The organism is Leuconostoc rapi, from assembly GCF_016908715.1.
In the GTDB taxonomy this organism is placed as follows: Bacteria; Bacillota; Bacilli; order Lactobacillales; family Lactobacillaceae; genus Leuconostoc; species Leuconostoc rapi.
Window position 1 is genome coordinate 119275 of record NZ_JAFBEK010000005.1, and the last position, 15201, is coordinate 134475.

Annotated in this window: 11 protein-coding genes and 1 riboswitch; of the genes, 1 reads left to right on the top strand and 10 read right to left on the bottom strand. The window is 38.8% G+C overall.

Features of this window, described 5'->3' with window-relative positions:
- Positions 1-62: 62 nt before the first annotated feature.
- From JOD28_RS06425 to JOD28_RS06455, 7 genes are all read right to left on the bottom strand, one after another.
- Positions 63-1016: a YdcF family protein gene (locus JOD28_RS06425; RefSeq protein WP_204770001.1), complete on the bottom strand. Its 954-nt coding sequence runs from the start codon at positions 1014-1016 to the stop codon at positions 63-65.
- A 17-nt stretch (positions 1017-1033) separates the two neighbouring features.
- On the bottom strand, positions 1034-2131 hold the full coding sequence (locus JOD28_RS06430) for an aspartate-semialdehyde dehydrogenase (RefSeq protein ID WP_204770002.1): 1098 nt from the start codon (positions 2129-2131) through the stop codon (positions 1034-1036).
- A gap of 55 nt (positions 2132-2186) precedes the next feature.
- A complete protein-coding gene (gene alr / locus JOD28_RS06435) occupies positions 2187-3299 on the bottom strand; it encodes an alanine racemase (RefSeq protein WP_204770003.1) in 1113 nt (370 codons plus the stop codon).
- A 77-nt stretch (positions 3300-3376) separates the two neighbouring features.
- Positions 3377-3546, bottom strand: a riboswitch (Lysine riboswitch).
- Positions 3547-3565: 19 nt separating this feature from the next.
- Complete coding sequence (locus tag JOD28_RS06440) at positions 3566-4048, bottom strand: P-loop NTPase family protein (RefSeq protein ID WP_204770004.1); 483 nt, start codon at positions 4046-4048, stop codon at positions 3566-3568.
- Positions 4049-4086: 38 nt separating this feature from the next.
- Complete coding sequence (locus JOD28_RS06445; protein ID WP_204770005.1) at positions 4087-4623, bottom strand: biotin transporter BioY; 537 nt, start codon at positions 4621-4623, stop codon at positions 4087-4089.
- Between the two features lie 35 nt (positions 4624-4658).
- The gene (locus JOD28_RS06450; protein ID WP_204770006.1) at positions 4659-5639 is read right to left on the bottom strand and encodes a biotin--[acetyl-CoA-carboxylase] ligase; all 981 of its coding nucleotides are present in this window, start codon (positions 5637-5639) and stop codon (positions 4659-4661) included.
- Between the two features lie 126 nt (positions 5640-5765).
- Positions 5766-7322, bottom strand: a complete 1557-nt coding sequence (locus JOD28_RS06455; protein ID WP_204770007.1) for an ABC-F family ATP-binding cassette domain-containing protein — start codon at positions 7320-7322, stop codon at positions 5766-5768.
- A gap of 82 nt (positions 7323-7404) precedes the next feature.
- Here JOD28_RS06455 and JOD28_RS06460 point away from each other — a divergent pair, with 82 nt between their 5' ends.
- A complete protein-coding gene (locus JOD28_RS06460) occupies positions 7405-7737 on the top strand; it encodes a VOC family protein (protein ID WP_204770008.1) in 333 nt (110 codons plus the stop codon).
- 54 nt (positions 7738-7791) lie between these two features.
- Here JOD28_RS06460 and JOD28_RS06465 read toward each other — a convergent pair whose 3' ends face one another.
- From JOD28_RS06465 to JOD28_RS06475, 3 genes are all read right to left on the bottom strand, one after another.
- Positions 7792-8196 carry a helix-turn-helix transcriptional regulator gene (locus tag JOD28_RS06465; protein ID WP_204770009.1) on the bottom strand — a complete coding sequence of 135 codons (405 nt, stop codon included), beginning with the start codon at positions 8194-8196 and terminating at the stop codon, positions 7792-7794.
- Positions 8197-8376: 180 nt separating this feature from the next.
- Positions 8377-9624 (bottom strand): chloride channel protein, encoded by a 1248-nt coding sequence (locus JOD28_RS06470; protein ID WP_204770010.1) that lies wholly within the window; start codon positions 9622-9624, stop codon positions 8377-8379.
- A 177-nt stretch (positions 9625-9801) separates the two neighbouring features.
- On the bottom strand, positions 9802-15201 hold a 5400-nt coding region (locus JOD28_RS06475), incomplete at its 5' end, for a glycoside hydrolase family 70 protein (protein WP_204770011.1).

A 15201-nucleotide genomic window follows, 5' to 3' on the forward strand; every position in this document is an offset into this window, starting at 1 on the left:
CGATTGTAAGTCCTCTCACTAAAACATTACTTTTCACACAGTAGAGTAATTATATCACACACTCAACCGATAATAATGCCATTAACAATCAAGGCAATAGCCAGCCAAATCAGTCCCCATATAATTTGTTGTCTTTTATTAATATTCATTACCCCTGCAAATTCACGAAAAAAAGCAGGTATACGATAGCTCAGAGATACTGAGCCCCCGCGGCCGCGTGCCATAATATGCTGCTTTTGTGCTAGTAAAACGCCACGAAAAACATGATAGTTACTCGTATAAAATGTAAAGGGTTTGCCGTTCAATAACTGCGAGGTGTATTTTATATTTTGATAAGTATTATGTGAGCGGTTTTCTAACATCGTATGGTCACGTGGCACATCATATGTTAATACAGCCCAATCTCGCATAGCTTCAGCCTCACTGACCAGCTGATTTTCTCCTTGGCCTCCAGAAAAAATTAGTGTTGGGTATTCTGACATCTGCCGAGCATCTCTAACAGCTGCTTGAATACGTTGATCAACGATGTTTCCAACACGATATCCTGCCGCTAACCCACCACCTAAAACAACTAGGGGCCCTTTCTCAGGGGCTTTGGTCACATATTTATAAACCATGCTACTCACAGTAAAACGAATAAATTGCCACACAAAATATAACATCAACCAAGGTGCACTTAAACGCCAAAGAGGCCAATTAAATCCCACAATTAAGCTGAAAAAATAGCCAAACACAAGTAGCGGCAATAATATGTCGTGTGATCTTTTCCAACTGTGCCTTACCATACTTAACATGAGTACTACACCGAAAAAAGTTCCAATCACAAAACCATATTTTAGGACCACATTGATACTTTCACTTGTGGTATGGATCACGTGCATGATTGACCAAAAAGTTCCCAATACAATAAAAATCCCATACGTACCGATTCTCATCGTCGCGGGATTTTGCTTGACTTGATGTAATAATGCCACCAATATTAAAATAATTGTTAAGACTAAGATTATTGTTTCCATAACCTTATTGTAACATGCTATGCCTCTATAAATTTAGCCGCCGCACCTGCTGGTACACAAACGAGATTTAATGCCACCAGGCGCTCAGCGATTTGAACAGTGTTCCACGCTGCACCCTTCAGCAAATTATCGGACACAACCCACATATGAAATGAATCATCATTTTCAAGATCTGGACGGACGCGTCCTACAAAAGTCTCACGCTTACCTTCAGCATTGATTGGCTGTGGATAAAGTTGCGTTTTAGGGTCATCTTCCAAAATAACACCATCAGCTTGACTTAAAGCTTTTTGAATGCCAGCAGTCGTTGCACCAGTATTAGGATCAGTTTCAAAATAAACCGTTTCACCATGACCAACGGGCACTGGCACGCGGACTGCTGTTCCAGTCACTTTAACTGACTTAGAATTTTTATCACCAAACATGATTTTCTTAGTTTCATGAATCATTTTCCATTCTTCGTGAGTATAACCATCATCTTCGAAGATGTCAATTTGTGGCAATAGATTATATGCTAGTGGATAGTGTTTGTCAGCACCTTTTACTGGCAATATATTGGCTACCATTTTCTCACCTGCATTATGTGCAGTCGTTTGCGCTACCAATTCTTCCCATGCTGATTGTCCAGCGCCGGAGGCTGCTTGGTATGTTGAAACGATCACACGACTTAGCCCATAAGCACGACGAATCGGTTCAAGTGCAACAACCATTTGTGTTGTTGAACAGTTCGGATTGGCAATAATACCATTATGTGCTTGCAAGTCGGCTTCGTTCACCTCTGGCACAACTAAAGGCACATTATCATTCATTCGCCAGTAGCTTGAGTTATCAACAACAACAGCACCACGCTTAACTGCTTCAGGCGCAAATTTATGAGAGACAGAACCGCCCCCTGACGCCAAGACCAAATCAATGCCATCAAAGCTTTCTGGTGTTGCTTCTTCAACAATGATATCTTGCCCTTTGAATGTTAATTTTTTGCCCGCTGACTTGGCAGATGCGAGTAACCTTACTTGATTAACTGGAATTGTTGATGTCTCAAGTTGTTCAATTAATCGGGTACCAACCGCACCCGTTGCGCCAAGAATTGCAATATTATACGTCCGCTCTGTCATGTTTATTTCTCTCCTAATATTCTAACGATGATACTTTAAATGATTTAAAACAAGGTTAATCTACCAAAACACGATGTAATCTGTCCTGCATGCCTGTCATAATCTCCCAAGGAGCTAATCCAGCATGTTGCGCGACATCTTCTATGGTATTTTCTAGACCACCATCTTTTCCAATAAAAGTCACTTTCGTGCCTACTGGATATTGGCGTGGTAATCTGATCATCAATTGATCCATGGCAACTTGACCAACAATTGGTGCGTATTGACCATCAACAATTACCTTAAATCCAGTCATTTTACGCAACCAGCCATCTCCATAACCAATTGGCACAGTGCCAATCCATTCATCACCAGTGGTTGTGTATTTGTGTGAATAGCTAATTCCCTCACCAGCTGGTAACTGTTTCACAAAATTCATTTCGCTACGTAACGCCATGACAGGCTGTAAGTTTTTGCCGTCTGCTAATTCACCACGAGAAGGCTCCACGCCATATAAAACAGTGCCTACACGTACGACTTCATGAGGTACTTCATCTGCGTGATACATTGCTGCACCAGAGTTTGCAACATGGTAAAATTCAGGCTCTGGTAACCCATCTGTAATATCGTGCCATCGTTTAAGCTGCATATGGAAATAATCTGTATCAGTAGAATCTGATTCCGCAAAATGCGTTGCCAAACCAACGTAGTCAAATAGATGACTATTATCTTGCAAATAGGTAATCGCTTCAGCAAGTGACTGTCGATCACGAAAGCCAATGCGACCCATACCTGTATCGACACCTAATGACACGTGTAACCGTTGTTCGCCACTCAAATATTGCGCTGCTTCTTTTAGCCATGACAACGACACAACCGTTGTCAAAATATGTTGTACTGCCATAAGTTCAGCATATTTGGCTGGTGATATACCTAAAATCAAAATTGGCGCAGTCACCCGCTCATGACGTAATGCCAACGCCTCATCAATGATGGCTACCGCCAAACCATACACACCACCAGCTACTGCTGCCTTAGATGTTGGAATCAACCCGAGGCCATAAGCGTTTGATTTAACAGCTAAAAATATTTTATCAGCACCAGAAGTATTTTTAACCACTTCTGTATTATGCTTTAAAGCTTTCTTAGAAATTTCAATTTGCGTTGGCCGCGTTATTGCCTCTACCATAGTTACACCCTTTTCAAATAAAATAAAAATCCGTGATTGCCGGATGTGGCAGTCACGGATCGCTATAAAACAATCGTTTCTGTCATAGCACCCCGCACAATCGCGACAGTCCAATAGTTCTTAACTATTGGCCCAGTTAACTGATATGATAGCATCAGCACTTCGGCCACACCCCCTTTTGTTCGTTTCACAGTATCTATCAATACTCCACGAATGACTCTTGGTTATGGCAACCTCTATGATTTTCTCATGGTTTTTATTTTATTCTAATTTTTATCTTTTGTCAAACCTTTTAAATCATCACAGACCGTTACTTTAGACTGATACGCTCGTAATAAATCAAAAACTTCCGCTCGATGCGTATTTTTCCAATTTTTTTGCCAATGCAAAAAAATACGTAATTGATGATATTGTGGTGGTCCACTAAACAAAAAATTTTTAATCCAGCGTTTGATGATATACACTGTATTTCGCCAATAGAGTGGATCTAATACAAATATTTTATCTGCATTTTCAAAAAGTGCTTGCCCTTCCCGATATTGTGCCCCTTCGATAATCCAACTGTCATGCTGTAACACTTCATTGATCAACAATTGCCTTTCAGGTACTGTACGATGTCGATCACCGTCAACCGATCGAATCCAATTCAGATCATCCAATGATGTCACTGGCACATTCACACGGTTACTAAGTTGATGAGCAAACGTCGTTTTACCGCTCCCTACTGGACCAATAATTCTAATTTTCATTTTTTCACCACTGAAATCATTTAGTCTACCTATTTTTATTAAAATGCCAGTAAAGTACGTGACTGTACCTGCCTAATTGCTAGGGCAACAATCACTACAATAACAATTTTAAGGCTACTTGACAAAATAAATGGTGTCACGCCAGCAGCCATTGCCGCTTGAGCCGACATATGTGTACTGATACTAAGCCAAATCGTCCCAAATGTCAGATTGAGAATCGTTGCCACACAATTTGTCACTATTAAACCTGTAACCGTCCGCCACTTTTTAAACGATAAACCAATAATTGGTGAAAAAAGTAAGAATGACCATAGGTAGCCACCTGTTGGTCCAAAAAATAATACAATGCCACCTTTAAAACCTGCCAAAACAGGTAATCCCAATGCACCCAATAGTAAATACAACCCAATTGCAGTCAGGCTAACTCGTGTTGACGACACTGAAGCGACTAAGGCAATAATCAGTGTTTGTAAGGTCATGGGTATTGGACCGATATTAATTGCTAAGGGACCGACTGCTAATAGTAACGCTGTGAGTACCGCAGTAATGGCAATACGTTGTGTATTTGAATTCATTTCTTATCTCCTAATCATTATCTAAATTGTAAAACTCAGCCCTTATAAACGTTGTCTGGTAAATTAACTTTCAATACCTCACCGGAATCAATCGTCATCACATCGTTTCCCATATCGAGTATTAGGTGTCCTTGTTGATCAATGTTCCTAGCAATTCCCATTACCACATCATGACCATATTTAACCGACACATTTTGACCAATAACAATATTATGCGCACGATATTGCGGTAAAAACTGTCCTGTTGTATAGGTAGCATACATTTGTGTGAATTCATCTTGTATGGCCGCGATGATTGTATTACGCGACACAACCAAATTTTCAACCATACCACCAACTTTTTGTTCAAGTGAACCATCTAAATTTTGGGGACGTAATAAATTCAATCCAATCCCCACCACAATGGCCGAAACCTGTTGACTTTCAAAATCCATCACACCTTCTGTTAAAATACCACCAACTTTACGTGAGTTAACTAGCAAATCATTGACCCATTTAAAATCCAAATCAATAGCCAATGTTCTTTTAATCGCTCGCGCCACGGCAACGGCAGCACCAGTTGTCAATAACCCTGGTATTACAGACGTTCCAACTGCCAACGGCAACGCAAAAGAGATGTACAATCCATGATCTGCAGGTGATAAAAAGACACGACCCAAACGTCCTCGACCATTTGTTTGATGATTGGCAACAATCATAGTTGGTTCGGTTATATCACCAGTCATCAATGCTTCTTTTGCATAAGTATTCGTTGAATCGACGACATCAAGTAAGCGAATCTGCCAATGCGTGTTTGCTAATTGTGATATCATAGGTGCGCTTAATACGTGACCACTTTGATAAAGATAGCCCACATGATGTTGACTTGTAATGTGATGTCCCTGTTCCGTTAACTTCTTAATCACCTTCCATACGGCAGCTCGGCTAATATCTAAATTTTGAGCTAGTGTTTCGCCACTTAAATAGTCTCCCTCATGTTCAGCAAAAAATTGCAATATACGTTCATCTGTTTTCATGTTTTTTCCTAACCAATTAACGTCATTAATCATCTCATAGTAAACTTATTTATAATTATGGTTTACTAACAGCGAATTGTCAACCTTCAGCACATAAAAAAAGCCTTTCGGCTTTTTTTGTAACTATTATTCTGTGTCTTTCTTAAAGGAAAGCGCAGCAACGTTTAACTCACGATCGCCTAATCCCTTAGTAAAACTCACTTCGTGGGAAACAATGATAACATTTCCTGGAAACTTGTCGATAGCTGCACGTAATGCATTTTTAGTGCCTTCATCTAAGTGATTTGTTGGCTCATCTAAAATCAAGAAATTACTAGGTTTCATTTCCATAATTGCAAGTTTAACCTTGGTTTGTTCACCACCTGAAAGTTGCTGTAGTGGTTTTTGCGCATTTTCAGAGTTAATACCAGCAGCAGCTAAACGTGTCCGCAATGCCTTAGGTTCCAGCGTTGGGAAATGATCTTGCATTTCCTGCAGTGGTGTTTTAGTGTCATTATCCCATTCTAAATCTTGATCAAAATAATTAACAATTGCTGAAGGAGAAAATTCCGCATCACCATGCAAAGCAGGTATCAGGCCTAAAATGGATTTAATCAGTGTGGATTTACCTGCACCGTTGAAGCCTTTAAACACAAGTTTCTGCCCAGTTGTGATTGAGAAGGTGACTGGTTCCAAAACTGGTGTGACATAACCAACAGATAAGTCATTCACTGACAATGCATTGGCCGATTGCGAATTCACGTAAGGAAAGTTAAACTTTGCTTGTAGTGCTTCAGATGGCGGATCAACCTTATCCATACGTGCCAGCATCTTCTCACGTGATTTCGCTTGCTTAGACGTTGACGCACGCGCTTTATTTTTTGCAATAAATTTCTGTGCTTTTTCAATCTCGCCTTGTTGTTTCTCATATTGACGCAATTGCTGTTCAGCACGTTCATCTTTTTGGCGCATGGCTTTTTTAAATGAACCACGAAACTTAGTGATCTTCCCAAACGATAAATCAATAATCGCATTCGTGACCTTATCTAAAAAGTCAAAATCGTGAGAGATAATCATCGCTGAGCCCTCATAATTTTGCAAAAAGTCCTCCAACCATTCAATATGCGCCACATCTAAATAGTTTGTTGGTTCATCTAAAATAATGACGTCGTCGTTTTCAAGCAACAACTTCGCTAAGATCACTTTAGCACGTTGGCCACCTGACATTTGATCTAATTCACGATCACGACCAATTGCTTCCAAACCAAGACCAGATATCACACGTTCAATCTTCGTGTCCACATCATAAAAACCGGCCGCATCAAGTTCTTCTTGCATACGTCCCGCGCGTTCTAATAATTTATCATTCATAGACGCCGCATAGTCATTATAAAGTTCGGTTATACGATCTTGCTTGTCATATAAATCTTGGTAGGCAGTATGCAAAAAGGCCACCAAATCCATGCCATCTGGAATCTCTGCATACTGATCCAAATAGCCTATTTTTAGCCCTTTTTGCCATTCGATTTTACCAGACAATGGTAATTCTTGACCAGTTACGATTTTGATAAGCGTTGACTTACCTGCACCGTTCTGACCAACAATCCCCATATGTTCGCCTTGTTGTAATTCGAATTCTGCGTCTTCATATAAAGTTTTTTCTGCATAGGCCATTGAAAGCCCACTGATTTCTAATAATGCCATAAAGTTAAGTGTAACATACTTTTAAATAATATGGTCACTTGTGTGTTGAAAAACGTTCAAATTAATATATACTATAAGTATTATGAAACCACGCAAACTTAACATTAAAACAATTCCCGCAACAGATACAAACCGTGCTTATCGTTTTTGGCGTGATGTGTTTGATTTACCACAATCTGGTCATGAAAGTGGCCGACATCTCATGATTGATGGCCAAGACATTATCTTTGTAGCTGGCTCACCCACTGGAGGTATCGAAATGCTTGTTCGGGATCACCAAGTGGATTTACGCAAACATCTGCGTAACAATTTTATCCCTATTATCGGTGACCCTGAATCTCGCTTTGGCAATAAAATTGCTTTTAGGATCAAAGATTCCGAAGGCAATGTGATTACACTGGAAGCTAACCAATAACATATCAAAAAATCTCAAACAGCTAACGCGTTGTTTGAGATTTTTTGGTTTTATTTACTTGAATGTCTCAATTAATGCCGGCACTAACCAACTTAGAAACCCGCCTAAAGGAAAAATTAGCCACCAGTAGCCCGCTAAAAAATCCCAAAAATTCATATTGTGATGACGACGAATATATTCACCACTGCGCGGATCGAACGTAAATTCTTGACTATCTATTTTGCCTTGATCACTTGCATCTGAATGCTGTTGTGACACACCTAATACTAAACTATCCAATGAACAATCAAATATATCAGTAAGCTTGATCAGATTAGTTAGGTCGGGTGTTGCATCTCCGGACTCCCAACGAGATACAGCTTGTCGTGAAATAAATAATTTATCAGCGATATCTTCTTGAGACATCCCTAACTTAGTACGGTATTTTTTTAGTTGCTGCGGGAATAAGATGTCCATCATGCTACCCTCGTTTTCTTTTATTTAACTACTTTAATTATGCAGCATGCTTAATCAAAAAGGTAGCAATTAAACAGCTAAAAAACGCAATTAGCAATCCTAAATTGCGCACGGATAGATTGCTAATACTCCTATAGCGTTGATTTATCAATGTTTATCAGATTGCGCACTGTTAACATTTTGCTATTTAACCAGCATCTTTTTCGAGACACCTGTCGCAATTAAAATAGCCATGCCCATTGGTAATAAAGCTGATGAATCCAAATGACAAATTTCAATTAGCATCAACATGGCCATAAATGGCGCTTGCTGAGATGCTGCTAATAGCGCACCTGAGCCTATTACAGCACATTGCCAAATTGACACTGCTGGTAGCCATGGCATGAGGAACAATCCGACGATTGCGCCAATAACTGCACCAATGGCTATCGCTGGTGTTAACGTGCCACCAGCCGCACCAGCACGAATCGTCAATACCGTGACAAATGTCTTCAATAAGCCACCAAGTAATAAAATACTAACCATCTTTTGACTACTACTGCTCATAGCCAATTGCGCCAATGACCGACCATTTCCCATGATTTCAGGTAACACTAAAGCGGTTAATCCGGTTATTAAACCCATAGCTGGTAATTGCCACAATATGAGTTTATTTGTTGTTTGATGACTTTCAGCCCATTGGCATAATTTTCTAAATAGCGCACCGACTACGCCAGCAATTGGTGCCAAAATAAAAATCAGCAGAAAACTGATGGCAGAAAATTTAGCATCTCCTATGAGATAATAGGGTCGAAAACCCTTCACCAAAGACCCTACAAACATGGCAATCGTTGACATTGTCAAACTTACAGCCACTGTGCGTAACGTTAATTTTTTAAGTAATACTTCGACAGAAAAAAGCATGCCAGTAAATGGCGCAATATATATCCCTGCAAAACCAGCACCTGCTGCTGCGGTCATTAATAGTTGTCTGTCTGACTGTGATAACGCTGGTATATGTAGTTTTTGCAGTAGATTATCCCATTTTTGAGCAAATAATGCACCTGCTTCTCTAGGTGCAAGTTCACGACCAACAGAGCCACCTGTACCGACAAAAAATATTTGTGTCATCACATGTAAGAGTGTTTGCCAAAATGGCATTTGCTCGCCATTGAGCGCTTTTTTGATGCTAATTGGTGTCTTCGTTTGCGTTCGCAAAAACCACCAAATTACGGCAACGATTATGGCACCAACGCCGACTGACAGTAACCGATCAGTGGGGAACGTTCCCAGTGGTGCTGGTATTTTTGCAGTTTCTTCGTATTTTAAAAATACACGCTCAACTAAATCCAAAAATAACCCTAGAAGCATTGAGCTTAACCCAACGATTAAGCCAAGTGAAATCGTTGAAATGACTAAAACAATCGTCTTTTTGTACTGATTAACTGCCATATTTAAACACCTATTTTTTTATTTACCAACCCTTATATTCTACCGCAAGGGCGATTTTAATTCGATCTTTTTTAAATAATTTACGTTTGCTTTTGAAAATAAAATGGTGGATAACAATGACTTTAGTCATTGTTATCCACCATTTTATAAAATATATTGTATCATTAACTTTTTAAGTTAAACTTTCAAAGCACGCTTATCAACCCATACTTGCTGTCCGTTAGTGCCGCCTAACTTAATCAAATTCCAAGTGACACCCTTTGAATCCGTGTACTCTTCCATGACTTGAACTTTAGTATTTTTGTACTTATTGTTGCTTGTTTTATCGAAGAACTTTGCATTAGTTGCGCCATACGGAGCATTCAAATATAGGCCATCAGATGAATTTCCACGTAAGATAATCGTTGCACTATACGCTACTGATTTGGTCACAACTGGAGAAAATGAACGTTTGTCGATCCATACTTGTTGATTATTAACAATTGCCAAATACCAAACAACACCCTTAGCATCTGAATGCTCTTTCGTCACAGTAACCTTTTGATTGTTATATGGACTCACATCTCCGGCATACTTTGAATTTATTTCTCCATATGAGGCATTCAAATACATACCATCAGCACTTTGACGCATATTAATTGTGGCATTTAACGCTACAATTTGATCAAAGGTTGTGCTAAATGCTCGCTTATCCACCCAAGTATTTTGACCATTTAGACTAGTTAAGTAGAATGTTACCCCATTTTCATTAGCAAATTGTTGTGTTATCTTAACATATTTTCCGTTAACTGACTTTGTATTACCAACCCATTTACTGTTCTTAACGCCGTACGGTGCTGTAATATATAGGCCATCTGTTCTTTGTGAACTATTAACATACATATTCGTATTTAAGTTTTGCGTAAATGTTGTTGTTAACGCATTCTTATCAACCCACAATTCCTGATCATTCAACTTGATCAAATTCCAAGTCACACCATAGGCATCTTTTCCTTGCTTAATTGCATTCACACGTTGCCCATTAAATGATGTTGTACGATCTACCCAACGTGCACCATCAGCGCGATATGGCATATTGGCATACAGACTGTCTGTACGTTTATTGCTATTAATGTACAATTGTTGGTTAATATTTTGTATTTGTAACTGTGTAAAGGCACGATTATCTACCCACACTGTTTGTCCGCCAAGTACAACTTGATTCCAAACAACACCCTTAGCATCATAGTACTGCTTAGCTACTGTGACAATTTGATTATTATACTTTTTAGTATTACCAACCCAGCGAGAATTACTTTGACCATAAGTGCCATTGATGTACAAACCGTCTGAGCGATTTGCGCTGTTGACAAATATCTTATTATTGACTTCACGTGTAAAGTTCGTTGCAAATGAACGATTATCTACCCAATACTGAACACCATTTACAGATACTAGATTCCAACTCACGCCGTTAACATTCGCGGTCCCTGCTATCGTTACTCGTTGTCCTTCATACTGCTTCGTTCTGTCAGCAAATTTTGCCCCTTTAGCTCTATATGGTGCATTTAAGTACATACCGTCATTACGACCAGTGAAGGCAATAAAACTAGCTTGATTCGAAACTGTGAATGGCATTTGCGTCAAAGCACGATTATCTACCCAAAGTTTTTGGTCGTTAATTGTAACCAGACTCCAATTAACCCCCTTGCTATCAATGTATTGACGGATAACTTGCACTTGTTGTCCATTATATTGATCCGTGTCACCTTGATAAGCCCACTTAACACCATTACCATCTTGATCCTTGGTAACGACACCCCACGGTGTATTCTTATATAAACCGTCTTGACGTATGGTACTCGTAATGTAAGCAGTGTAATCAGTATTGATTCCAATATTTGACGAAGAATCAATGGTAGTATAATTAAGCGATTCTGTGTCGCTTGGACGATTTATTTCTTTTCCATTTCCGGAACCAGCTTCAAACTGGTACCACTTGTTTGAATATTTATCGTAAATGTAAGCATCTTTTACCTGAACACCATTTAAACCAAAGTATTGTAAGTTGTCTCCAAGATGAGTTAATCCAGTTGACATTGTTCCATCTTGATTGACATGATAAGCATTACCACTATTATCAAATACGTATTGATCTGATAGCATTTCACCCATACTGTTGAAGTAATACGTATTACCATTGATATCTTTCACAAAACTATTCCTAAGTTCAACACCGTTTGGCATAAAGTAATAGTACTTGCCACCATTGGCATCATTAGTTCCATCAAAATTTTGTGAATTAACTTTTATCAAACCACTATCACTAGTATTTGGCTTAACCATGTAGCCATTTTTGTCAAAGTAATACCAATTGCCATTACCATCCTGCACAAAAGTATCTTTAGCCTGATATCCGCTTAGCGAAAAGTACTTAGCACCTTTGGTATCAATTGTGAAACCAGTGTTAGCAGTTTTATTCATTAACTGGAGTGGTAAAAATACTTCATCTGTTTTAGATATATTGAAATATTGATTACTTGCCCAATCTTTTAGTACATAAAAAGCACCATGCCCTAATACATTTGTCCCATTAAAGTACTTCGCTGACCACTCTTTGATCTTAGTATTCGCATCCATCGGAACGCCAGTTGATAATTGATTCTTTTTGAACAACTCGGGATATTTTTCTTGTAATTCACCTAAATATTCACCACCATATTTTGCTTGATAATCCCCGCCACCATTGGTATTAACAACATATAAAACATTTTCCATTACCGCACTTGGCCAAGTCACACCTTGTTGATCGACACGGGTTACTGAAGTAACTTGCTGCCCAGGTAAATTATATATTTGATCTGGTACCCAATCAGCAATTGCTTGCATACCATGAGCATGTAACGCTTTTAAAGCACTGCGCAAATCATCTACCGTACCATATTTGGTGGGGGTATTGAAGCCAAGGTCATATCTATCAGTAAAAGCATACCCATTGTCAATTACAGAATCTACAAATGTATGGTCTTGGCTCGAACGATATTGTGGCGCCATTTGGAAGCTCGTAATACCCCATGATTTGAACAAATCAGCGTTTTGACTAATCACAACATTCGTTCTTTGATCAGTTGTTTCAGGCATATCTTGGAAATTTGAGAAACCTTCATAAATAACGTTTGAATCGAGTGCAGCATTGGCATGAAAAACCGATCCATCAGTGCTTTGAGTCGTTGATGCTGCGACAGTAACGTTTTGATTTTCACTAGCACCAACCGGTACCCAAACAGCTAGGTAACCTGAAACTTGCGCATTATTTTCACCATAACCTTTAATATCTTGGTTTCCAAACGTGAGATTTCCATTAGCATCTGTCCAAACAAGAGGCGCAGATTTATCTGAATCATAGACAATGATACCAGTATCCGTGGTTAACATTAATGCACGGTATTGTTGGTTAGCATGATTTTTACCCATACTTAGAGTTATCTTATCATTACCTAAGTCCAACTTAGGATTATTACTAATAATGACCCCAATCCCTTGTGTTTCTCCGTTCCCTGTTCTCACACTCGTCAGTACATCACCGTGTTTGGCATCAACTGACATAGTTTGGTTGCCTGAAACGTACTTCACTCGAGCTTTTAATAGTGCTGTAATGGCATCATAATTAATTGTTTTATTAGCCATATACTGACCACCATCCGTATACAAATCACCATAATATGGTCGTGGAATGGTATCTTTATTCGTCAACAAAGCAGCATATGCACTAACCATATTATAGTGTGTATATGTTTTAATCGGCGAATTTTGATCTGCATAATAAATATCAAATGCTTGTTTAAGTTCTTCAGGCGTAAAATCATTTCCAGACTTAGCTGTTGTATGATCAGTTAGGATTTGACCTAATATACCTTGTACTTCACTATCGTGCGCACGTATAAAGCTATAATTTGGCACAATCGATTGACTAGAATCATCATTCTCACGATTAACAATTGAATTAGAAATTAATGCATTTATACCCCATCGATTATCCGGTGACTTTGTTAAAGCGTTGAGAAATGCGTTTTGAATACGACTATCCATGGTTAACTGAGGATTACCCATATCGTTAACTAATCCAACATCTAAGCCACTCCAATCTTCCAAAATAGAAATATGCTGATTAGCTTTATTATCATTTTGATTGACACCATAAACTGCTTTAAAATAGTCCCCAGCAATGTCTAATAAATCAGCATCAACGTTATCGACTGCATCAATACGAATACCATCAAAGTTTGCATCTAGATCATTGGCTGTAATCGAGCCAAAATTCATCAAATAATGTAACCAATTTAACTGTTCTGCTTGCACAATTGGATTTGAATTATCAACATCATTAGCCAACAAAAATTCAGATCCCTTTGCATCGCTTTTATCATCGCGATTGAATAAAACACGGTTTAATAATCGAAATGCTGAATTTGTATCTGGAGTTAACGGGCTATTATTGTACTTTAAAAAGCCACCTTGAAATTGTAAGCCACTATAATCAATATTTTCAGATTGACTACTCCAATTATATTCTTCTTTGATAAAAGACGTCATCGTATCTTTCAACCACTGTGTACTAGTGTTTTGAGCAATACGTTGTTCTATCATCATTTGCACAGTCTGAGCAGCAACATTCAAATCATTTTGATTAGATTGCGCAGTATATTGAACTTTGTCAGCTGTAAGACCAGATTTTGACATATAATTTAGATAATCTGCCTGAGTTTGCTTATCTGGCCACCATGTCATTAATAAAGGGCGCTTATCATTTTCTGTTGTAGGCGTCCATGTTGTCCCATTTTTTAAAATATCTGTTGGCAGATACCATGTATCTGCAGTCAAAAAACCATCAACATTATCAAAACTCTTGCTATCATAACTTTTCGCAGCATTATGAGGTGTAAATGCATCATTTTGAGCCGTTAAACCTTGTGTAAATTGGTATTCAACAGCAGATTTTCCAACACCTGTTGTTGGGTCAAAGTACATAAATTGATTATTAAATGTACCAGCATACCCCTTTTTTTGCAACCCTTGTTCATCAAAATAATATTGATTACCGTTTATAGTTTTCAATCCGACTTGCATATTACCTTGTTCATCAAAATAATATGTATTGCCTTTTTCATCTGTTACAAAGTTAGTTTTTACCTGGTTTCCCTGAATGTCATAACCATGTGTGATAGACTTAACTGTCTCTATGTAAGCGACAGCATTACCGCTTGTAGCACTAAAATATTGTTTTACGCCACCACTAACTGTTCTGAAATCACCTTTAACCTGTGCACCATCATCATCAAAATATTGTGTATTGCCATCAATATTGTGTAGTCCGGTTAACTGGTTTCCTTGTTTATCTATATATACAAAAGCACCATTTTTGTCTTCATAATGGCCGCCAGTAACTACTTTATCATTAGATGCTGCCTTCGCATCTGACGCTGCCTTCGCATCTGACGCTGCCTTCGCATCTGACGCTGCCTTCGCATCTGACGCTGCCTTCGCATCTGACGCTGCCTTCGCATCTGACGCTGCCTTCGCATCTGACGCTGCCTTCGC